Below are 22,537 nucleotides of genomic sequence, written 5' to 3' on the forward strand. Positions count from 1 at the left end.
AGTCGCTTGAGAAACCCGACGGATAATGAATAACCATCCCTGAAGACCGAACATTAATAGCAACACCGAGATTTAACATTTGATGCTGGGAGAATTGTTGCAGCTAACCTAATAGCAGGCAAGGAGACAACTGTCCTAATATCGGTTTTTAAGATTAATATTAAGAGCAAATTTTTGACCTTTTAGGAATTTCTTTATATTGACAAATTGAGAGTAAAAATCATCACCTGCGATATATCCTAAAATGCATTCATTGTAATTAAATATACGTATTTCGCTTATTTACACCCTATTGAGAATGCTCTCTTTTTTACCCGTCGTATTAAGAGAAATCTCAGCCCGGCATTGCAATTTCCCCCAGCTTTATCCATGATCGAAGTGTGACATTCGTCATATAACAGAAGGTATTGCTATTACTATGGAATGGATTGCCGATCCCTCAATCTGGGCCGGGCTGGTTACGCTGGTCGTCATCGAGCTGGTGCTCGGGATTGATAATCTGGTCTTTATCGCCATCCTCGCTGAAAAACTGCCCCCTTCCCAGCGCGACCGCGCGCGCGTGACGGGTCTGCTGCTGGCGATGGTGATGCGTTTACTGCTGCTGGCCTCTATCTCCTGGCTGGTAACGCTCACTCAGCCTCTGTTCTCCATTCACGGCCTGAGTTTCAGCGCCCGCGATCTGATCATGCTCTTCGGCGGGTTGTTCCTGCTGTTCAAAGCCACGGTGGAGCTCAACGAGCGGCTGGAGGGCAAAGACAGCGAGAATCCAACCCAGCGCCGCGGGGCGAAATTCTGGCCGGTGGTGGCGCAAATCGTGGTGCTGGATGCGGTCTTCTCCCTCGACTCGGTGATCACCGCCGTCGGGATGGTCGACCACCTTGCGGTGATGATGGCCGCGGTGATCATTGCCATCACGCTGATGGTGATGGCCAGCAAGGCGCTGACCCGCTTTGTGAACAGTCACCCGACCATCGTGATCCTCTGCCTGAGCTTCCTGCTGATGATTGGCTTTAGCCTGGTGGCCGATGGTTTTGGCTTCCATATTCCGAAAGGCTACCTGTACGCCGCCATCGGCTTCTCCGTCATGATTGAAGCGCTTAATCAGCTGGCGATATTTAACCGCCGCCGCTTCCTGTCCGCGAATCAGACCCTGCGTCAGCGCACGGCCGACACGGTTATGCGCCTGCTAAGCGGTAAGAAAGAGGATGCGGAGCTGGATGCAGAATCCTCCGCCATGCTGGCCGATCGCAGCGACGGGCCGATCTTCGACCCGCAGGAACGACGGATGATCGAGCGGGTGCTTAATCTGAATCAGCGGACGGTCAGCAGCATCATGACCTCGCGGCACGACATTGAGCATATCGACCTGACGGCACCGGAAGAGCACATTCGCGCCCTGCTGGATAAAAACCAGCACACCCGCGTGGTGGTGACCGGCGGTGAAGAGGAAGAGGAGCTGCTGGGCGTGGTGCACATTATTGACCTGCTCCAGCAGCAGCTTCACGGCGAGGCGCTCAACCTGCGCGTTCTGGTGCGCCAGCCGCTGGTCTTCCCTGAGGGGCTACCGCTGCTTTCCGCCCTTGAGCAATTCCGTAACGCGCGCACGCACTTTGCCTTTGTGGTGGATGAGTTTGGTTCGGTGGAAGGGCTGGTCACGCTCAGCGACGTCATGGAAACCATTGCCGGTAATCTGCCTAACGAGGTGGATGAGATTGACGCCCGCCATGACATTCAGAAAAACGCAGACGGGTCTTGGACGGCTAACGGCCACATGCCGCTGGAAGACCTGGTGCAATACGTGCCGCTGCCGCTGGATGAAAAACGGGAATATCACACGATTGCCGGCCTGCTGATGGAGTATTTGCAGCGTATCCCGCAGCCGGGAGAAGAGGTTCAGGTGGGCGACTATCTGCTCAAAACGCTGCAGATTGAAAACCATCGCGTGCAGAAGGTTCAGCTCATTCCGCTGCGGGATGAGGAAGAGCTGGATTTTGAGGTTTAGGTAAAACAAAACGGCAACCCGGTTGCCGTTTTTAGTGTTTGCGCCCTCTCCCGTGGGAGAGGGCCGGGGTGAGGGCATCAGGCCGCAACGCCACCCGGCGCAACGGACATCAAAGCTTATCCAGCAACTTCTTCACATCCTTACCGTCCTGTGAATCTTTATTACGATCCGCCCAGCCGCTAAGCCGACGTTTCGCTTCATCCTGCAGATGCTTGCGCAGGATCTGATCCACCTGCAGGCTGTAATTCAGGGCCTGCCATTTGCCGTATACGGTCAGCGGGACCGGCGTCTCTTTCAGGAAGTCGATGAGCTTGCTTTCACCCTGCCAGCCAGAAAGTACCCGCACGTTAAAGCGCGTATCCGCCGTCTCTTTCACCAGATCCAGCTTACCTTCACCGGTCATTGATAACAGTGAAGAGGCGCCCTGCATCCCGTCGAGAGTGAGTTGTCCGTTGTCCAGCGTCAGGTCCGTGGTGAAGCTGTCGAGGCGCGTGGCACTGTCGTAGTTATCCTGAGCCTTCACATCGCTGCTGCGCTCAACCGCCTGCTGCACCAGCTGCTGGAAGTTAAGTCCTTCCATACGGGAATTCTTCAGATCTAGATGCGCCTGCCCCTGCCACTCGCGGCGGAAAGCATCGGCATCAATTTTCGTGCCTGAGAAGTCACCCGCGAGCGTCAACTGCCCCGTCAGGGATATCGGATAGTTGAACGCGTTCAGGATGGTGCCTATCTCAACGTTGTCGAGACGCGGCTGGAATTCGGCGCTGGCAACGTCTTTACGGACATCCAGCGTGCCGGGCAGCGAGAGGTTTCCTGCGCCCATCTTCCCGCTCAGTTCGGAGATCACCAGCAAACCGTTATGGTTAAACATCTGGCTGCTCACGTCGGTAAAATCAATGCCGCGCCAGCGCAGGCTATTGGCTTTCAGCAGAATATCCGCCGTGAATCCGCGCAGCGCGTTATAGTCAGGCTGATCGAGATTAGACGAGATAACCGGACGTGATGCCGGTGCCTGGCTTTGCCCCGTCTGGGTGGCATCGTTGTCCGTGGCGCTGGCCGGCAGAGGCGGCAGCAGGTTTTCCAGATTGAGCTTGTCAAACTGCAGATTCAGCACCCACTTCGGCTTCTCTTCGAGCGTGACGCTCGCCTGCCCCTTCAGGCTACTGTCATTTGCCTGCAGGTTGAGATTATCCAGCTCGAGCTGCTTTTGCTCTTCGCGCCACACGGCCTGCAGCGTTCCCTGCCCGGTTATTCCCTGGGTGGGGAGATCGGCACCCGTCAGCTGCCAGTTCAGCTGCTGGATGTCGGCCGTGAGCTGATGCGGGTAGTCCGAGGCGTTCACATTAGCATTCAGCGACAGGGTCAAATCGCGCTGATCGCGGTTTACGCGCCCGCTAAATTCCAGCGACGCAAGATGGTGAGCATCCTGTTCCATCTGCAGGTTAATGTTGCGAATGGTCACCTGCTCCTGGTGCTCATGCTGGAAAACCAACACGCTGTCGGCAACTTTCAGCTTGCCGATATCAAAGGACCAGCCGGTATCGGACGGTTCATCGGGCAGAGTATTTTCGCGCGGCGCAACCGGCGCACTGGCATCACGCACGGCTTCGGTTTGCGGGGTGAGCTGAATCACCGCGCCTTTCAGCATCACCTGCTTAACCTGCAGCTGATGGGAAATGAGCGGGATCAGCGCCACATCGAGACGCATGTTGTCTGCGGACACCAGCGGCTGGGACGCCCCCGGTGCCGTGAGCGACATGCGGCCAGAGAGAATGCTGAGCTGCGGCCAGACGTGCCATCGCAGCGGCCCGTCAAGCTTCAGTTGATAACCACTGCGCGCCTCGACCTGCCGCACCATGTAAGCGCGGAAATCGTTGGGGTTAACCAGCAGAACCAACGCCGAAAGGCCAGCCACCAGCACCACCAGCAAAATCATCAGCGTCGTCAGAACTCTTCTCATGGCATCCTCAATGGACTAACGATCAGTCTTTATCAATACGGCTGGCAACCGCGCCCTGCTGGTCGCGATATTTTGCGTCCTGCCGACGGTTATAAGGACGATCTGCCGGAGCTGACAGCGGTTCAAAGCTTAACGCGCCGATCATCATGCCCGGACGCAGCGCCAGCGGCAATTTACCGGCATTGAAGAATTCCAGCACGATACGCCCCGACCAGCCTGGATCGATACGGTGCGCGGTCACGTGAACCATCAGTCCCAGTCGCGCCAGCGAAGAACGACCATCAAGCCAGCCGACCAGGTCCGGAGGTAAGGTGACGGATTCAAACGTCACCGCCAGGGCCAGTTCACCCGGATGCAGATAAAAAGCTTCGCCTTCATCGATTACGATTTCGTCACTCATCACGCGATCGAGCGCGGCGCTGACTTCGTCCTTCGGCCCGCTGAGGTCAATGAACGGCGCAGTGTGGCCACTAAAGGTGCGGAATTTATTCCCCAGGCGGACATCAACGGTCACGCCATTGATACGCTCAACGGGTGGGCGCGGGGTAATAGACAAACGGCCTTCATCCAGCCAGGCTTCTATATCGCGATCGCAAAGACGCATGCCACTTTCTCCTTTCATGCATCGTACCCTGAGGCGGTAAGCGCTCAGGGTAAAACCAGGTTATCTCTGAACGGTACACAATTCACGCGGCTTATTCAAAAAACTGACTGATTTTCGCTTTTAAGATATCAATAGCAATGCGGTTTTTACCCCCGCGCGGCACGATGATATCGGCGTATTGTTTGGATGGCTCAATAAACTGCAGGAACATCGGGCGGACCGTTTTCTGGTATTGCGCCATGACGGAGTCCATCGAACGGCCGCGTTCATTCACGTCACGCTTGATGCGGCGCATCAGGCAGATATCCAGCGGGGTATCAACGAAAATCGAGAAGTTCATGGATTCACGCAGGCGGGCGTCGGTCAGCAGCAGGATGCCTTCAAGGATAATGACCTTTTTCGGCTCGATGCGGATGGTTTCCTGCGTGCGGGTGTGTTCTACGTAACTGTAAACGGGCAGTTCAATGGCCTGGCCGCTCTTAAGCGCTTCTAAATGCTGGAACAGCAAGCTGTGATCCATCGCATTGGGATGGTCATAGTTGGTTTTGACGCGCTCTTCCATCGACAGATGGGATTGATCTTTGTAATAGCTGTCTTCGGGAATGACGCCGATATGCTCATCACCTACTTGTTCACGCAGTTCGCGATAAAGCGTACTGGCAATTAGACTTTTACCTGAAGCCGATGCGCCGGCGATGCCTATAATGACGCATTGATGAGACTTATCAGTCATAAATTTAGCGACCTGATTAACCTGGATGTTAAGGAAGGACGACGCCGGAGCGTCAAACGCGGCAATTATAGGGATTTCACGGGCGTGATACCAGTCGAAAGCACAGGTTCTGCGAGACTGGCCGAAAAGTGACGTCTTATTCCCTGAGTGAAATTTAAATGAGCGTTTTTTCAGCGTTTAACCGTTTTTTTTAACGGAGCCTCTATTTAATAAGTCTGTGGTGTCAAATTCTGAGCGGTCACCATATGAATTGTAAATTGTTTGTACTAGCATAAACCAAATTATCAAATTCACGCGTTCGGACATCTTCCCTGACGGCATGGCGTCTCTGGATAAAGCGGTAATGAATAAACAATACCAGCGGGTTTTGGTTACCACCCCACATCCTTTAATACGACTTGTCTGTCTGGGCCTGGTCACCTTTATCTTTACCTTATTTTCCCTGGAGCTTACCCGGTTCGGCACCCTGCTGGCCCCGCTCTGGTTCCCCACCGCCATTATGATGGTGGCGTTTTACCGCCATGCAGGAAAAATGTGGCCGGGAATCGCCCTGGCCTGTTCGTTCGGCAATATTCTGGCCACCTGGATGCTCTTTTCGTGGGGATCGATAAGCCTCACCTACACCTCGATTAACGTGGTTGAAGCCTTTACCGGTGCGCTATTGCTGCGCAAATTGCTCCCGTGGTACAACCCGCTGCAGAATCTGAATGACTGGATCCGCGTGGCCATCGGCAGCGCGGTGCTCCCGCCGCTGGTGGGCGGCTTGCTGGTGTCCCTACTGGCTCCCGGCCCTGAACCCCTGCGTAATTTCTTCGTCTGGGTGTTGTCCGAAGCCATCGGCGCGCTGGCGGTGGTACCGTTGGGGCTGCTGTTTAAACCGCATTATCTGCTGCGCCATCGTAACCCGAGACTGCTGCTGGAAACCCTGACCACGCTGGCCGTAACGCTGGCCCTCAGCTGGGCAGCCATCACCTGGCTGCCGTGGCCTTTCACCTGCGTTATCGTTTTGCTTATGTGGAGCGCCGTGCGCTTGCCGCGAATGGAAGCGTTCCTGGTGTTTCTGGTCACCGTGATGGTTGTGTCGCTGATGATTGCCCGAAATCCTGTGGCGCTGACAACCCAGCACGTCGGGGCGATGCTGAACGCCCCCTGGCTGCCGTTCCTGATGCTGCTCCTGCCTGCCAACGTGATGACCATGGTGATGTATGCCTTCCGCGCCGAGCGCAAACACATCACCGAAAGCGAGGAGCGTTTTCGCAATGCGATGGAGTATTCCGCCATCGGTATGGCGCTGGTCAGCATTGAGGGCAAATGGCTGCAGGCTAACAAGGCGCTATGCAATTTCCTCGGTTACAGCCAGACGGAGCTCCAGTCGCTGACCTTCCAGCAGCTCACCTGGCCGGAAGATCTGCACACCGACCTGGAACAGCTCGAACAGCTGGTCAACGGCGACATCAATACCTATACCCTTGAGAAGCGCTATTACACTCGCGACGGGGAAGTGGTCTGGGCGCTCCTTGCCGTCTCCGTCGTGCGCCATGCCGACGGCTCGCCGCTCTATTTTATCGCCCAGATTGAAGACATTAACGACCTGAAGCAGACCGAGTGGGTCAACAAACGCCTGATGGAGCGCATTACGCTTGCTAACGAGGCGGGCGGCATCGGCATCTGGGAGTGGGATCTGGAGCCAGACATTATCAGCTGGGACAAGCGGATGTTTGAGCTGTATGAAATCCCGCCGCACATCAAGCCTACCTGGCAGCTCTGGCATGACACGATGCTGCCGGAAGATCGTGCCCACGCTGAGCAGGTGCTGCGGGACTCGCTGATTTCCCGTCTGCCGTTTAAGCTGGAATTCCGCATCCGCGTGAAGGAAGGCGTGCGCCACATTCGCTCCCTGGCGAACCGGGTGCTCAATAAGCAGGGTGAAGTCGAACGGCTGCTCGGGATCAACATGGACATGACCGAGGTGAAGCAGCTCAACGAGGCCCTCTTCCAGGAAAAAGAGCGTCTGCACATCACCCTCGACTCCATCGGTGAAGCGGTGCTGTGCACCGATATCAACATGAACGTCACCTTTATGAACCCGGTGGCCGAGAAAATGAGCGGCTGGCTGCAGACCGAGGCTATCGGCCAGCCGATCCTGAAGGTGTTGCACATCACCTTTGGTGAAAAAGGGCCGCTGATGGAGAATATTCACAGCGGCGATATGTCCCGTTCCGATATCGATCAGGACGTGGTGCTGAACTGCCGTACCGGCGGGAATTTTGATATTCACTACAGCATTACGCCGCTCAGCACGCTGGACGGGCAGAATATTGGCTCGGTTATCGTGATTCAGGACGTGACCGAGTCGCGCAAAATGCTGCGTCAGCTGAGCTATAGCGCCTCCCACGATGCCCTGACCCATCTGGCAAACAGGGTCAGCTTCGAAAATCATCTTAAACGGCTCCTGCAGACCGTTCGCGAAACGCGCCAGCGTCATGCTCTGGTCTTTATCGATCTCGATCGCTTCAAAGCCGTCAACGATACGGCAGGCCATGCGGCGGGGGATGCCCTGCTGCGGGAGCTCTCCTCCCTGATGTTGACCATGCTCCGCTCCAGCGACGTGCTGGCGCGACTGGGCGGAGATGAGTTCGGGTTACTGCTGCCGGACTGCAATATTGAAAGCGCGCGCTATATCGCCGGGCGCCTGATCCACACGATCAATGACTATCACTTTATGTGGGAAGGCCGCCTGCACCGGATCGGCGCCAGCGCAGGCATCACGCTGATTGATGAAAATAACCATCAGGCGTCGGAGGTGATGTCGCAGGCCGATATAGCCTGTTATGCCTCGAAAAACAGCGGGCGCGGCATGGTGACGGTTTACGAACCCCAGCAGGAGCGGGATCACAACACGCGCAGCATGATGTCGCTTGATGAACAGTGGCACATGATTAAAGACAATCACCTGATGATGATTGCCCGTAGCGTCGCTTCCCCGCGTATCCCGGAAAGCAGTAATTTCTGGCTGCTGTCGTTACGCCTGTGGACCAGCCAGGGCGAAGTCCAGGAAGAGCATGCCTTCCGCTCGGGTCTGGCCGAGCCTGAGCTTTTGCACGCCCTCGACAGGCGTATTTTTAATGAGTTTTTCCGCGCCTCTGCCGCACAGGTCGCCAGTAAAGGCATGGGGGTGGCGCTGCCGCTTTCTGAGGCCGGTTTAGCCAGCGTAACGCTGGTCGATGAGCTTCTCGCCCTGCTGGATAAAAGCCCCATGCCGGGCCGTCTCCTGCATCTGGTCATCTCTGCCGACGTGGTGTGCAGCCCGGATAAAAACCTGCAGCGGAGTCTGCAAAAGCTTCGCCAGGCGGGCTGCCGCGTGATCTTCAGCCAGGTGGGCCGCGACATGAACGTCTTCACCCACCTGACCGCCAATATGGCCGACTATCTGATGCTGGACGCAGAGGTGGTAAGCAACGTGTATGGCAACCTGATGGATGAGATGATGGTGACCATTGTTCAGGGCCACGCCCAGCGTCTGGGGATGAAAACCATCGCGGGTCCGTGCAATCAGCCCATCATGATGGATACGCTCTCCGGCATCGGTATTGATTTTATCTATGGCGACACCATCGCCGAGCCGCAGCCGCTGGATCTACTGCTCAACACCAGCTATTTCGCCATCAACTGACGGCGTCCAGCCGTCGGTATACCAGATGTGCAGCAGCGCGTAAGAGCGCCACGGCTGCCAGCGTTCGGCATAACGCCGAATCTGCGCGGGCGTCATCCCGGCAAAGCGTTGCTTAATCAGATAATCATCAGGCAGAAAGACATCTTTCGCCTGCCAGCCGCGCAGGGCCAGGTAGTTTGCCGTCCAGCGCCCTATTCCCGGCCGCTGCTGTAGCGCCTTCATCCCGGCCTCAATATTCTCGGGTGGGAAAAGCGGAAACGTCCCGTCGATGACCGACTGCGCCAGATGAATTAACGACTCCGCGCGTTTTACCGGCATGCCCAACGCTTTCAGCGCCAGCGGGTCCGCTGCCGCCAGCGCGTCAGGCGTGGGGAAACAGAGATAGCCCGGACAATCCGCGATCGGCTCACCGCACAGCGCCACCACGCGCGACGTCAGTTTCGCCGCCATCGCCACGCTCACCAGCTGCCCGAGGATCGCCCGGACGCCCTGTTCGTACGCGTCCATCGCCCCCGGCAAACGCAAGCCCGGCCGGGCAGCACCGAGATCCCCCAGCGTATCCGCGATGTGCTGCGGGTTGCACGCGAGATCGAACAGGCGCTCGATGCGTTCAAGGCACGTCTGCGCAACCGGAACTAACCCCGGAGTGAGCGTCACGGTCAGCGTATGGGTGGCGATATCCGGCGTTACGCGAAATATTCCCTGATGCCCTTCGCAGGCAAAACTGCGCTCGTAGTAGTCGTGGGTGACGGTTTCAATGCCCGTCACCGCACGCGCGCCGAGAAAGCCAAACATCCACTGCCAGTCGTAAGGGGGTTGCCAGTTCAGGGTGTACATCGTCTCTCCTTTTGGGTTCTCCACAGCATAAACGGAAAGGTCCTGTTTCGCCTTGCTTTCATATTCCTGTTGTCGCCATGCGGACATTTCGTTAAAGTCTCGCCCCTTCTCACTGGCATGGGGATTAATCGTGTTTATTGGATTCGACTACGGTACGGCAAACTGCTCGGTTGCGGTTATGCAAGACGGGCAGCCACAGCTTCTGAAAATGGAAAAAGAGAGCACGCTGCTGCCGTCAATGCTCTGCGCGCCGACGCGTGAAGCGGTAAGCGAATGGCTGTTCCGCCACCATCAGGTTCCGGCCACGGCGGCGGAGACCCAGGCGCTGCTGCGCCGGGCGGTCAGCTTTAACCGCGAGGAAGACATCGACGTTACGCCCTCCAGCGTGCAGTTCGGCCTCTCTTCGCTCGGGCACTATATTGAAGATCCTGAAGAGGTTTACTTCGTTAAGTCGCCAAAATCCTTCCTCGGCGCCAGCGGACTGAAGCCGCAGCAGGTGGCGATGTTCGAAGACCTGGTGTGCGCGATGATGCTGCATATTCGCAATCAGGCACAGACGCAGGTCTCCGATGCGATTACCCAGGCGGTCATTGGCCGCCCGATCAACTTCCAGGGGCTGGGCGGCGACGAGGCCAACCAGCAGGCGCAGGGGATCCTTGAACGCGCGGCGCACCGGGCAGGCTTCCGCGACGTGGTGTTTCAGTACGAGCCGGTTGCCGCGGGGCTGGATTTTGAAGCCACGCTGACGGAAGAGAAGCGCGTGTTAGTCGTGGATATCGGCGGGGGCACAACGGACTGCTCGCTGCTGCTGATGGGGCCGCAGTGGCATAACCGTCGCGACCGTGAAAATAGCCTGCTGGGGCACAGCGGCTGCCGCGTAGGCGGTAACGATCTCGATATCGCGCTGGCATTCAAAAGCCTGATGCCGCTGCTCGGCATGGGCGGGCAAACCGAAAAAGGCATCGCCCTGCCGATCCTGCCGTGGTGGAACGCGATTGCCATCAACGATGTGCCTGCGCAAAGTGATTTTTACAGCACCGCGAACGGCCGCTTCCTTAACGATCTGGTGCGCGACGCGCAGGACGCCGAAAAAGTCGCCCTGCTGTATAAAGTGTGGCGTCAGCGCCTGAGCTATCGCGTGGTGCGGACTGCCGAAGAGAGCAAAATTGCCCTTTCCGACCGCGCTGAGCATGCGGTCTCCTTGCCGTTTATCTGCGACGAACTGACCACCGCGATTTCGCAGGACGGGCTGGAGGCGGCGCTCGCGCAGCCGCTGCAGCGTATTCTGGAGCAGGTGCAGCTGGCGCTGGAGAACGGCAAAGAGAAGCCGGACGTGATTTACCTGACCGGGGGTAGCGCCCGTTCGCCGCTGATCAAGAAAGCGCTGGCGGAACAGCTGCCGGGCATTCCGATTGCCGGTGGGGATGACTTTGGCTCCGTCACCGCCGGGCTGGCGCGCTGGGCGCAGGTGATGTTTAGCTAGCATTGTTGCGGTGCGTTCTGGTGCCCTCACCCCGGCCCTCTCCCACAGGGAGAGGGAGAAAACACAAAAAACGGCAACGGATGTTGCCGTTTTGCGTTTACCTCCATTCAGACCATTCCTGACAGTCTTCCATATTTCCTCCATTTTTCCGCTGTGTTAGCTGACTAAACTAGTATCATTCCCCGAAGTCTTCAGGATGAGAACGTATAACGATGAAAGGCAGTAACAAATCCCGCTGGGCAATCGCCGCTGGCATCATTGTGGTGGTCCTTGCCGCCGCCTGGTACTGGCACAGTCAATCCGCGAACACCGCAGCCCCCGCCGGTGCCAATAGTCAGGCACAGCGCCCGGCAGGCGGAGGGCGTCACGGCATGCGCGGCGGCGCGCTGGCGCCGGTACAGGCGGCGACGGCAGTGAATAAAGCCGTTCCTCGCTATCTAACGGGCCTTGGGACCATTACCGCCGCCAACACCGTGACGGTGCGCAGCCGCGTCGACGGTCAGCTGATGGCCATTCACTTCCAGGAAGGTCAGCAGGTTAAAGCAGGCGATCTGCTGGCGGAAATCGACCCAAGCCAGTTTAAGGTCGCCCTCGCCCAGGCGCAGGGGCAGCTCGCGAAGGACAAAGCCACGCTCGCCAACGCTCGTCGCGATTTGGCCCGCTACCAGCAGCTGGTGAAAACCAACCTCGTGTCTCGTCAGGAGCTGGACACCCAGCAGTCGCTGGTCAGCGAAACGCAGGGCACCATCAAAGCCGACGAGGCCGCCGTCGCCAGCGCACAGCTGCAGCTGGACTGGAGCCGCATCACCGCGCCGATTGACGGGCGCGTGGGCCTGAAGCAGGTCGATATCGGCAACCAGATCTCCAGCGGCGACACCACGGGCATCGTGGTGATCACCCAGACTCACCCGATTGATTTAGTCTTTACCCTGCCGGAAAGCGAAATTGCGACCGTGGTGCAGGCGCAAAAATCCGGAAAGGGGCTGGTGGTGGAAGCCTGGGACCGCAGCAACAGGCAGAAGCTGAGCGAAGGTTCCCTGCTCAGTCTGGATAACCAGATCGACACCACCACCGGCACCATCAAGCTGAAGGCGCGCTTTAACAATCAGGACGATGCCCTCTTCCCGAACCAGTTCGTCAACGCGCGCATGCTGGTCGCCACCGAAGAGAACGCGGTGGTGATCCCTACCGCTGCGCTGCAGATGGGTAACGAAGGTAACTTCGTCTGGGTACTTAACAGCGACAATAAGGTCAGCAAGCACCTGGTGAAAACCGGTATCCAGGACAGCCAGACGGTGGTCATCGCCGCCGGCCTTTCCGCAGGCGACCGCGTGGTCACCGACGGCATTGACCGTCTGACCGAAGGGGCCAAAGTGGAAGTGGTTGAACCTGCGAAACAGGGAGCGAAATCCTGATGCAGGTGATGCCTCCAGGCTCTACAGGCGGGCCGTCACGCCTGTTTATCCTCCGTCCTGTCGCCACCACGCTGCTGATGGTGGCGATCCTGCTCGCCGGGATTATCGGCTATCGCTTCCTGCCCGTGTCGGCGCTGCCGGAGGTGGATTACCCAACGATTCAGGTTGTCACACTCTATCCCGGCGCCAGCCCGGACGTGGTGACGTCCGCCATTACCGCTCCGCTGGAGCGCCAGTTCGGCCAGATGTCCGGGCTAAAACAGATGTCCTCCCAGAGTTCCGGCGGGGCATCCGTCGTGACGCTGCAGTTCCAGCTGACGCTGTCGCTGGACGTCGCCGAGCAGGAGGTGCAGGCCGCGATTAACGCCGCCACCAACCTGCTGCCGTCCGACCTGCCCAACCCGCCGGTCTACAGCAAGGTGAACCCGGCGGATCCGCCGATCATGACGCTGGCCGTCACCTCCTCCGCCATGCCGATGACCCAGGTCGAAGACATGGTCGAAACGCGCGTGGCGCAGAAAATTTCTCAGGTCTCCGGCGTCGGCCTCGTCACCCTGGCGGGCGGCCAGCGCCCCGCCGTACGCGTGAAGCTTAACGCGCAGGCGATTGCCGCGCTGGGGCTGACCAGCGAAACCATCCGCACCGCCATCAGCAGCGCCAACGTTAACTCGGCAAAAGGCTCGCTGGACGGCCCCACCCGCGCCGTGACGCTCTCTGCCAACGATCAGATGCAGTCCGCCGATGAATACCGTCAGCTGATTATTGCTTACCAGAACGGCGCTCCGGTGCGTCTGGGCGACGTGGCGACCGTGGAGCAAGGTGCCGAAAACAGCTGGCTCGGCGCCTGGGCCAACAGGCAGCAGGCGATCGTGATGAACGTGCAGCGCCAGCCGGGCGCTAACATCATCGAAACCGCCGACAGCATCCGCACCATGCTGCCGCAGCTGATCGAAAGCCTGCCGAAATCGGTCAGCGTGAAGGTGCTTTCCGACCGTACCACCAACATTCGCGCGTCGGTTACCGACACCCAGTTTGAGCTGATGCTGGCGATTGCGCTGGTGGTCATGATCATCTATCTGTTCCTGCGTAACGTTCCGGCAACCATTATTCCCGCCGTCGCCGTGCCGCTCTCGCTGGTCGGGACCTTTGCGGTGATGGTGTTCCTCGACTTTTCGATTAACAACCTGACGCTGATGGCGCTCACTATCGCCACCGGGTTCGTGGTGGATGACGCCATCGTCGTTATCGAGAACATTTCGCGCTATATCGAGAAAGGCGAAAAGCCGCTGGCAGCCGCGCTGAAGGGCGCGGGCGAAATCGGCTTTACCATTATCTCGCTGACCTTCTCGCTGATTGCGGTGCTGATCCCGCTGCTGTTTATGGGCGATATCGTCGGGCGGCTGTTCCGCGAGTTTGCCGTGACGCTAGCGGTCGCCATTTTGATCTCCGCCGTGGTGTCGCTGACCCTGACGCCGATGATGTGCGCCCGCATGCTGAGCCACGAGTCCCTGCGCAAGCAAAACCGCTTCTCGCGCGCCTCCGAGCGCATGTTCGAGCGGATTATTGCCGCCTACGGCCGCGTGCTGGCGAAAGTTCTGAACCATCCGTGGGCCACCCTCGGCGTGGCGCTGGGAACCCTGGCGCTCAGCGTGATGCTGTGGGTTTTCATTCCGAAAGGCTTCTTCCCGATCCAGGACAACGGCATTATTCAGGGCACGCTGCAGGCTCCGCAGTCGGTCTCCTTCGCCAGTATGGCCCAGCGCCAGCAGCAGGTGTCTGAAATCATCATGAAGGATCCGGCGGTCGAGAGCCTGACCTCCTACGTGGGCGTCGACGGCACCAACCCGTCGCTCAACAGCGCGCGTCTGCAGATCAACCTCAAGCCGCTGGATGAACGCGACGATCGCGTCAACTCCGTCATTGAGCGTCTGCAAAACACCGTCGCGCGGGTGCCGGGCGTTGAGCTTTACCTGCAGCCGATTCAGGATTTGACCATTGATACCCAGGTCAGCCGCACGCAGTACCAGTTCACGCTGCAGGCCACCTCGCTGGACGCGCTCAGCACCTGGGTGCCGCAGCTGGTGAATAAGCTTAACACCCTGCCGCAGCTCGCCGACGTCAGCAGCGACTGGCAGGACAAAGGGCTGGCGGCATACGTGAACGTCAACCGCGATACCGCCAGCCGCCTGGGCATTACCATGTCGGATGTGGACAACGCCCTGTACAACGCCTTCGGTCAGCGCCTGATCTCCACCATCTACACCCAGGCGAACCAGTATCGCGTGGTGCTGGAGCACAACACTGAGAACACGCCCGGACTGGCGGGGCTGGACTCGGTGCGCCTGACCAGCAAAGACGGCGGCATTGTGCCGCTGAGCGCTATCGCCACGGTGGAAGAACGCTATACCCCGCTGTCGATTAACCATCTGGATCAGTTCCCGTCCACCACCATCTCCTTCAACGTGCCGGACAATTATTCTCTCGGCGAAGCGGTGGAGGCCATTCAGGCTGCTGAAAAAGAGCTCAGCTTCCCGTCCGATATTCAGACCCAGTTCCAGGGCAGCACGCTGGCGTTTCAGGCCGCGCTGGGTAACACCATCTGGCTTATCGTCGCGGCGGTCGTGGCGATGTACATCGTGCTCGGCGTGCTGTACGAAAGCTTTATCCACCCGATCACCATCCTCTCTACCCTGCCGACGGCGGGCGTGGGGGCGCTGCTGGCACTGATGCTGGCGGGCAGCGAGCTGGACGTCATTGCCATCATCGGCATTATCCTGCTTATCGGGATCGTGAAGAAAAACGCCATCATGATGATCGACTTCGCCCTGGCCGCCGAGCGCGAGCAGGGCATGTCGCCGCGCGACGCCATCTTCCAGGCCTGTCTGCTGCGTTTTCGTCCAATCCTGATGACGACGCTGGCCGCCCTGCTGGGCGCGCTGCCGCTGATGCTCAGCACCGGCGTTGGCGCGGAGCTGCGCCGTCCGCTGGGTATCGGCATGGTCGGCGGTCTGCTGGTAAGCCAGGTGCTCACGCTCTTCACTACGCCGGTTATCTACCTGCTGTTTGACCGCCTGGCGCTGTGGACCAAAAGCCGCTTCCCGAAACGTGAAGAGGAGGCATAAGTGAAGTTTTTCGCCCTCTTCATTTATCGCCCGGTGGCGACGATTTTAATCTCGCTCGCCATTACCCTCTGCGGCGTGCTGGGCTTCCGGCTGCTGCCGGTAGCGCCTCTGCCGCAGGTGGATTTCCCGGTGATCATGGTCAGCGCCTCGCTGCCGGGCGCGTCACCGGAGACCATGGCCTCGTCGGTTGCCACGCCGCTGGAGCGCTCGCTCGGGCGGATTGCGGGGGTCAACGAGATGACCTCCAGCAGCTCGCTGGGCAGCACGCGCATCATTCTGGAGTTCAGCTTCGACCGGGATATTAACGGTGCGGCGCGCGACGTGCAGGCGGCCATCAACGCCGCGCAAAGCCTGCTGCCGAGCGGGATGCCGAGCCGCCCAACCTACCGCAAGGCCAACCCGTCCGATGCGCCGATCATGATCCTGACGCTGACCTCCGATACGTACTCGCAGGGGCAGCTTTACGACTTTGCGTCTACCCAGCTGGCGCAGACAATCTCACAAATTAACGGCGTCGGTGACGTGAGCGTCGGCGGGAGCTCCCTGCCCGCCGTGCGCGTAGGCCTAAACCCGCAGGCGCTGTTCAACCAGGGCGTGTCGCTGGATGACGTGCGCTCCGCCATCAGCACGGCCAACGTCCGCAAGCCGCAAGGGGCGATTGAGGACGGCAGCCACCGCTGGCAGATCCACACCAACGACGAGCTGAAAACCGCCGCGGAATATCAGCCGCTCATTATTCACTACAACAACGGCGCGGCGGTGCGCTTGAGCGACGTCGCCAGCGTCACCGACTCGGTGCAGGACGTGCGCAACGCCGGGATGACCAACGCGAAACCGGCCATTCTGCTGATGATCCGCAAGCTGCCGGAAGCGAACATTATTGAGACGGTGAACAGCATTCGCGCCCGTCTTCCGGACCTGCAGGAGACCATCCCGGCAGCAATCGATTTGCAAATTGCCCAGGATCGCTCCCCGACTATTCGCGCCTCGCTTGAAGAGGTGGAGCAAACGCTGATTATCTCCGTCGCGCTGGTGATCCTGGTGGTCTTCCTGTTCCTGCGATCCGGCCGCGCGACGCTTATTCCGGCGGTGGCCGTGCCGGTCTCGCTGATCGGTACCTTTGCCGCCATGTACCTGTGCGGGTTTAGCCTCAACAACCTGTCGCTGATGGCCCTGACGATAGCGACGGGCTTCGTGGTGGATGACGCCATCGTGGTGCTGGAAAACATTTCCCGCCACCTGGAAGCGGGCGTGAAGCCGCTGCAGGCCGCGCTGCAGGGCACGCGCGAGGTGGGCTTTACGGTGCTCTCCATGAGCCTGTCGCTGGTGGCGGTATTCCTGCCGCTGCTGCTGATGGGCGGGCTGCCGGGCCGGCTGCTGCGCGAGTTCGCCGTCACCCTCTCCGTCGCCATCGGCATTTCGCTGGCGATCTCCTTAACGCTGACGCCGATGATGTGCGGCTGGATGCTCAAGCGCAGCAAACCGCATTCGCAGCCGCGCCGTAAAGGCTTTGGCCGTTTCCTGATGGCCATGCAGGAAGGCTACGGCAAATCGCTGAAGTGGGTACTGAACCATACCCGGCTGGTCGGCCTGGTGCTTATCGCCACCATTGGGCTGAACGTCTGGATGTACATCACCATCCCGAAAACCTTCTTCCCCGAACAGGACACCGGCGTGCTGATGGGGGGGATTCAGGCGGACCAGAGCATTTCGTTCCAGGCGATGCGCGGCAAGCTGCAGGACTTTATGAAGATCATTCGTGAAGACAAAGCCGTGGATAACGTCACCGGCTTTACCGGCGGGTCACGCGTTAACAGCGGGATGATGTTTATTACCCTGAAACCGCGCGGCGAGCGCAACGAAACCGCCCAGCAGGTGATTGACCGCCTGCGGGTGAAGCTCGCCAAAGAGCCGGGGGCAAACCTGTTTTTGATGGCCGTTCAGGATATCCGCGTCGGCGGCCGTCAGGCGAACGCCAGCTATCAGTACACGTTGCTCTCGGACGATTTAGCCGCCCTGCGCGAGTGGGAGCCGAAGATCCGCAAGGCGCTGGCCGCCCTGCCGGAGCTGGCGGACGTCAACTCCGATCAGCAGGACAACGGCGCCGAGATGGCCCTGACCTACGACCGCGAAACCATGTCGCGTCTGGGCATTAACGTTGAGGCCGCCAACAGCCTGCTGAACAACGCCTTCGGCCAGCGCGAGATCTCCACCATCTACCAGCCGATGAACCAGTACAAGGTGGTGATGGAGGTTGACCCGCGTTACACCCAGGACATCAGTGCCCTGGACAAAATGTTTGTGATTAACAACGACGGCAAGGCGATTCCGCTCTCCTACTTTGCCAGCTGGCAGCCTGCCAACGCGCCGCTGTCGGTGAACCATCAGGGGCTTTCGGCGGCGTCGACCATCTCCTTTAACCTGCCCGCCGGTTCGTCGCTTTCTGAAGCCAGCGACGCAATCAACCGCGCGATGACGCAGCTTGGCGTGCCGTCCACCGTGCGCGGCAGCTTTGCCGGCACCGCGCAGGTGTTCCAGGAGACGATGAACTCGCAGGTGATTTTGATTCTGGCCGCCATCGCCACGGTTTATATTGTGCTGGGCGTGCTGTACGAGAGCTACGTTCACCCGCTGACCATTCTCTCGACGCTGCCGTCGGCGGGCGTGGGGGCGCTGCTGGCGCTGGAGCTGTTCGGCGCGCCGTTCAGCCTGATCGCGCTCATTGGGATCATGCTGTTGATCGGCATCGTGAAGAAAAACGCGATCATGATGGTGGATTTCGCCCTGGACGCCCAGCGCAACGGCAATCTGTCGCCGGAAGAGGCCATCTTCCAGGCCTGCCTGCTGCGTTTTAGGCCGATCATGATGACCACCCTGGCGGCGCTGTTTGGCGCGCTGCCGCTGGTTATCTCGGGCGGCGACGGCTCAGAGCTGCGCCAGCCGCTGGGGATCACCATCGTCGGCGGCCTGGTCATGAGCCAGCTGCTGACGCTGTACACCACGCCGGTGGTCTATCTGTTCTTCGACCGCCTGCGGCTGCGCTTTTCGCGTAAAAACAGAACCACGGTGACCGAGTAAATGACCGATCTTCCCGCTAACGTTCGCTGGCAGCTTTGGATAGTCGCTTTCGGCTTCTTTATGCAGTCGCTGGATACGACCATCGTCAACACCGCCCTCCCCTCAATGGCGAAAAGCCTGGGGGAGAGCCCGCTGCATATGCATATGGTGATTGTCTCCTACGTGCTGACGGTGGCCGTCATGCTGCCAGCCAGCGGCTGGCTGGCGGACAAAGTGGGCGTGCGGAATATCTTCTTTACCGCCATCGTGCTGTTTACCACCGGCTCGCTGTTTTGCGCCCAGGCCAACACCCTCGACCAGCTGGTGATGGCACGCGTGCTGCAGGGCGTCGGCGGGGCGATGATGGTGCCCGTCGGGCGGCTAACGGTGATGAAGATCGTGCCGCGCGAGCAGTACATGGCGGCGATGACCTTTGTGACGTTACCCGGTCAGGTGGGGCCGCTGCTGGGCCCGGCGCTCGGCGGCATTCTGGTGGAGTACGCCTCCTGGCACTGGATCTTCTTAATCAATCTTCCTGTTGGCATCATCGGCGCCATCGCCACCCTGACGCTGATGCCGAACTACAAAATGCAGACCCGGCGCTTTGATTTCTTCGGCTTTATCCTGCTGGCGGCGGGCATGGCCACGCTTACCTTGGCGCTCGACGGGCAAAAAGGGCTGGGCATTTCGCCCCTGGCGCTGGGGATGCTGGTCGTTATCGGCATCACCGCCATTCTGTGGTATCTGCGGCATGCCAGAGGTAACGATAAGGCGCTGTTCAGCCTTAGCTTGTTTAAAAAACCCACCTATCGCCTTGGCCTGTTCGGCAGCTTCGCCGGGCGCGTCGGCAGCGGCATGCTGCCGTTTATGACGCCCGTTTTCCTGCAAATCGGAATGGGATTTTCGCCGTTCCACGCGGGCCTGATGATGATCCCAATGGTGCTCGGCAGCATGGGAATGAAGCGCATCGTGGTGCAGGTGGTGAACCGCTTTGGCTACCGTCACGTGCTGGTAACCGCCACGCTGGGGCTGGCGCTGGTCAGCCTGCTGTTTATGGCCGTGGCGCTGATGGGCTGGTACTACGTTCTGCCGCTGGTGCTGTTCTGCCAGGGGATCGTCAACTCCATGCGCTTCTCGTCGATGAATACCCTGACGCTGAAGGACCTGCCGGACGATCTGGCGAGCAGCGGCAACAGCCTGCTGTCGATGATCATGCAGCTCTCAATGAGCGTCGGGGTCACCATCGACGGACTACTGCTCGGCATGTACGGCCAGCACCACCTCAGCGTCGACACGCCGGTGGCGCATCAGGTCTTTTTGTATACCTATTTAAGCATGGCGGTCATCATCGCCCTGCCCGCTTTCATCTTCGCCAGAGTGCCGGATGATACCAGCAAGAACGTCGTGATTAGGCGCGGCAAAAGGAGTGGCTCATGAAATTCTGGCGTCCGGGCATTACCGGCAAGCTCTTCGTGGCGATATTTGCCACCTGTATCGTCCTGCTGATCACCATGCACTGGGCGGTGCGGATTAGCTTCGAGCGCGGTTTTATTGATTACATCAAGCATGGCAATGAACAGCGTTTACAGGGCTTAAGCGATGCGCTGAGTGAACAGTACGCCCAGCACGGCAACTGGCGTTTTCTGCGCAATAACGACCGCTTTATTTTCCAGATCCTGCGCTCGCTGGAGCACGATACCGGTGACGATCGCCCGGGGCCGGGCATGCCGCCGCACGGCTGGCGCACCCAGTTCTGGGTGATTGACCAGGACATGCGCACGCTGGTGGGTCCGCGTGCGCCGATCCCGCCGGACGGCACCCGTCGTGCGATCAAAGTCAACAACGCGACGGTCGGCTGGGTTATCGCCTCTCCGGTGGAGCGCCTGACGCGCAACACCGACATCAACTTTGACCGTCAGCAGCGCCGGACAAGCTGGCTGATTGTCGCCCTCTCCACCCTGCTCGCCGCGCTCGCCACCTTCCCGCTGGCGCGCGGTCTGCTCGCCCCGGTGAAAAGACTGGTGGAAGGCACGCACAAGCTGGCCGCCGGGGATTTTACCACCCGCGTCGATACCCGCAGCCAGGACGAACTGGGCAAGCTGGCGCAGGATTTTAACCAGCTTGCCAGCACGCTGGAGAAGAACCAGCAGATGCGCCGCGACTTTATGGCCGATATCTCCCACGAGCTGCGCACGCCGCTGGCGGTGCTGCGCGGCGAGCTGGAGGCCATCCAGGACGGCGTGCGCCAGTTTACGCCTGAATCGGTGGCCTCTCTGCAGGCGGAGGTGGGCACGCTCACCAAGCTGGTGGACGATCTCCACCAGCTCTCCATGTCCGACGAAGGCGCGCTGGCCTACCAGAAGGCGCCGGTGGACGTGATTAACATTCTGGAAGTGATCAGCGGCGCCTTCCGCGAGCGCTTTGCCAGCCGCAACCTGAAAATCGACCTCTCCCTGCCGGACAGCGCTGTGGTGTTTGGCGACAAGGACCGGCTGATGCAGCTGTTCAATAACCTGCTGGAAAACAGCCTGCGCTACACCGACAGCGGCGGCGGGCTGCACATCTCCGGCAGGCAGGAAAACGGACGCTTTGCCCTTACCTTCGCGGATTCCGCCCCCGGCGTGCAGGACGCGCAGCTGGAAAAACTGTTTGAACGTTTCTACCGTACCGAAGGCTCCCGTAACCGCGCCAGCGGCGGTTCCGGACTGGGGCTGGCGATTTGCGTTAACATCGTCGAGGCGCATAATGGCACGATCCGCGCCGCCCATTCGCCTTTTGGCGGGGTTAGCATTACAGTAGAGTTACCTCTGGAACGGGATTTATCGAGAGAAGTATGACCGAGTTACCGATTGACGAAAACACGCCGCGCATTTTGATTGTGGAAGACGAGCCCAAGCTTGGGCAGCTGCTGATCGACTATTTACGCGCGGCCAGCTACGCCCCGTCGCTGATCAGCCACGGCGACCAAGTGCTGCCATACGTGCGCCAGACCCCGCCGGATCTGATCCTGCTGGATTTAATGCTGCCGGGCGTTGACGGACTGACCCTGTGCCGGGAAATTCGTCGCTTCTCCGACGTGCCGATCGTCATGGTCACCGCCAAAATTGAAGAGATTGACCGCCTGCTGGGGCTCGAAATTGGCGCGGACGATTACATCTGCAAGCCCTACAGCCCGCGTGAAGTGGTCGCCCGCGTGAAAACCATTCTGCGCCGCTGCAGGCCGCAGCGCGAGCTTCAGGTGCTCGATGCCGAAAGCCCGCTAATTGTCGACGAAAGCCGCTTCCAGGCGAGCTGGCGCAGCAAGCTGCTGGACCTGACGCCTGCGGAGTTCCGCCTGCTGAAAACCCTCTCCCACGAGCCGGGAAAAGTGTTCTCCCGCGAGCAACTGCTGAACCACCTGTATGACGATTACCGCGTCGTGACCGACCGCACCATCGACAGCCACATCAAAAACCTGCGCCGCAAGCTGGAGGCGCTGGACGCCGAGCAGTCGTTTATCCGCGCGGTGTACGGCGTGGGGTATCGCTGGGAAGCGGATGCGTGCAGGATTGCGTGAAAAATAATCGCAACATTTTCACTCCCCCTATTAAGTATATTGTCAGTGTAAGAGTAAGTATGTTATAAACATCGTACTCTTACACAGTTTGCTGG

General features: G+C 59.3%; 13 protein-coding genes. 9 read left to right on the forward strand and 4 right to left on the reverse strand.

The genetic code is table 11. The annotated features are described in order from the left end of the window. Positions 1-418 precede the first annotated feature (418 nt). The gene (locus tag NWV12_RS14575) at positions 419-2,002 is read left to right on the forward strand and encodes a TerC family protein (protein WP_048980160.1); all 1,584 of its coding nucleotides are present in this window, start codon (positions 419-421) and stop codon (positions 2,000-2,002) included. A 109-nt stretch (positions 2,003-2,111) separates the two neighbouring features. Here the strand turns inward: NWV12_RS14575 and asmA are convergent, their stop codons facing one another. The 3 genes from asmA to udk all read right to left on the reverse strand — a co-directional run bounded on the left by asmA (position 2,112) and on the right by udk (position 5,299). Next, positions 2,112-3,962 carry an outer membrane assembly protein AsmA gene (gene asmA / locus NWV12_RS14580; RefSeq protein ID WP_048980158.1) on the reverse strand — a complete coding sequence of 617 codons (1,851 nt, stop codon included), beginning with the start codon at positions 3,960-3,962 and terminating at the stop codon, positions 2,112-2,114. 22 nt (positions 3,963-3,984) lie between these two features. Next, entirely contained in the window at positions 3,985-4,566 is a 582-nt protein-coding gene (dcd, locus tag NWV12_RS14585; RefSeq protein WP_048980156.1) for a dCTP deaminase, read from the reverse strand. A 91-nt stretch (positions 4,567-4,657) separates the two neighbouring features. After that, the gene (udk, locus tag NWV12_RS14590) at positions 4,658-5,299 is read right to left on the reverse strand and encodes a uridine kinase (protein WP_008500855.1); all 642 of its coding nucleotides are present in this window, start codon (positions 5,297-5,299) and stop codon (positions 4,658-4,660) included. A 343-nt stretch (positions 5,300-5,642) separates the two neighbouring features. Between udk and NWV12_RS14595 the strand changes: the two genes are divergently transcribed. Beyond that, positions 5,643-8,972, forward strand: a complete 3,330-nt coding sequence (locus NWV12_RS14595) for a diguanylate cyclase (RefSeq protein ID WP_048980155.1) — start codon at positions 5,643-5,645, stop codon at positions 8,970-8,972. Here the strand turns inward: NWV12_RS14595 and alkA are convergent. Then, entirely contained in the window at positions 8,937-9,809 is an 873-nt protein-coding gene (gene alkA, locus NWV12_RS14600) for a DNA-3-methyladenine glycosylase 2 (protein WP_048980154.1), read from the reverse strand. The genes NWV12_RS14595 and alkA overlap by 36 nt on opposite strands. Before the next feature lie 130 nt (positions 9,810-9,939). Here alkA and yegD point away from each other — a divergent pair, with 130 nt between their 5' ends. From yegD to baeR, 7 genes are all read left to right on the forward strand, one after another. Then, complete coding sequence (yegD, locus tag NWV12_RS14605) at positions 9,940-11,292, forward strand: molecular chaperone (protein WP_048980152.1); 1,353 nt, start codon at positions 9,940-9,942, stop codon at positions 11,290-11,292. A 212-nt stretch (positions 11,293-11,504) separates the two neighbouring features. Next, positions 11,505-12,707, forward strand: a complete 1,203-nt coding sequence (locus NWV12_RS14610) for an MdtA/MuxA family multidrug efflux RND transporter periplasmic adaptor subunit (RefSeq protein ID WP_048980150.1) — start codon at positions 11,505-11,507, stop codon at positions 12,705-12,707. Beyond that, positions 12,707-15,829 (forward strand): MdtB/MuxB family multidrug efflux RND transporter permease subunit, encoded by a 3,123-nt coding sequence (locus NWV12_RS14615; protein ID WP_048980148.1) that lies wholly within the window; start codon positions 12,707-12,709, stop codon positions 15,827-15,829. Before NWV12_RS14610 ends, NWV12_RS14615 begins: the two co-directional genes overlap by 1 nt. Then, on the forward strand, positions 15,830-18,907 hold the full coding sequence (gene mdtC / locus NWV12_RS14620) for a multidrug efflux RND transporter permease subunit MdtC (RefSeq protein ID WP_039263116.1): 3,078 nt from the start codon (positions 15,830-15,832) through the stop codon (positions 18,905-18,907). Next, positions 18,908-20,323: an MFS transporter gene (locus NWV12_RS14625; protein WP_048980147.1), complete on the forward strand. Its 1,416-nt coding sequence runs from the start codon at positions 18,908-18,910 to the stop codon at positions 20,321-20,323. It abuts the gene before it with no gap. Next, the gene (gene baeS, locus NWV12_RS14630; protein WP_023312417.1) at positions 20,320-21,723 is read left to right on the forward strand and encodes a two-component system sensor histidine kinase BaeS; all 1,404 of its coding nucleotides are present in this window, start codon (positions 20,320-20,322) and stop codon (positions 21,721-21,723) included. Before NWV12_RS14625 ends, baeS begins: the two co-directional genes overlap by 4 nt. Then, complete coding sequence (gene baeR / locus NWV12_RS14635) at positions 21,720-22,442, forward strand: two-component system response regulator BaeR (protein WP_032642850.1); 723 nt, start codon at positions 21,720-21,722, stop codon at positions 22,440-22,442. Before baeS ends, baeR begins: the two co-directional genes overlap by 4 nt. Positions 22,443-22,537: the final 95 nt, after the last annotated feature.

This window comes from Enterobacter sp. Crenshaw (assembly GCF_024734705.1).
Lineage (GTDB): Bacteria > Pseudomonadota > Gammaproteobacteria > Enterobacterales > Enterobacteriaceae > Enterobacter > Enterobacter asburiae_B.

Excerpts from the sequence above, each read along its gene's own strand:
- baeS (WP_023312417.1), top strand. The coding sequence starts at position 20,320 with ATGAAATTCTGGCGTCCGGGCATTACCGGCAAGCTCTTCGTGGCGATA.
- alkA (WP_048980154.1), bottom strand. The coding sequence starts at position 9,809 with ATGTACACCCTGAACTGGCAACCCCCTTACGACTGGCAGTGGATGTTT.
- udk (WP_008500855.1), bottom strand. The coding sequence starts at position 5,299 with ATGACTGATAAGTCTCATCAATGCGTCATTATAGGCATCGCCGGCGCA.
- dcd (WP_048980156.1), bottom strand. The coding sequence starts at position 4,566 with ATGCGTCTTTGCGATCGCGATATAGAAGCCTGGCTGGATGAAGGCCGT.
- asmA (WP_048980158.1), bottom strand. The coding sequence starts at position 3,962 with ATGAGAAGAGTTCTGACGACGCTGATGATTTTGCTGGTGGTGCTGGTG.
- NWV12_RS14625 (WP_048980147.1), top strand. The coding sequence starts at position 18,908 with ATGACCGATCTTCCCGCTAACGTTCGCTGGCAGCTTTGGATAGTCGCT.
- NWV12_RS14595 (WP_048980155.1), top strand. The coding sequence starts at position 5,643 with ATGAATAAACAATACCAGCGGGTTTTGGTTACCACCCCACATCCTTTA.
- NWV12_RS14615 (WP_048980148.1), top strand. The coding sequence starts at position 12,707 with ATGCAGGTGATGCCTCCAGGCTCTACAGGCGGGCCGTCACGCCTGTTT.
- baeR (WP_032642850.1), top strand. The coding sequence starts at position 21,720 with ATGACCGAGTTACCGATTGACGAAAACACGCCGCGCATTTTGATTGTG.
- NWV12_RS14575 (WP_048980160.1), top strand. The coding sequence starts at position 419 with ATGGAATGGATTGCCGATCCCTCAATCTGGGCCGGGCTGGTTACGCTG.
- NWV12_RS14610 (WP_048980150.1), top strand. The coding sequence starts at position 11,505 with ATGAAAGGCAGTAACAAATCCCGCTGGGCAATCGCCGCTGGCATCATT.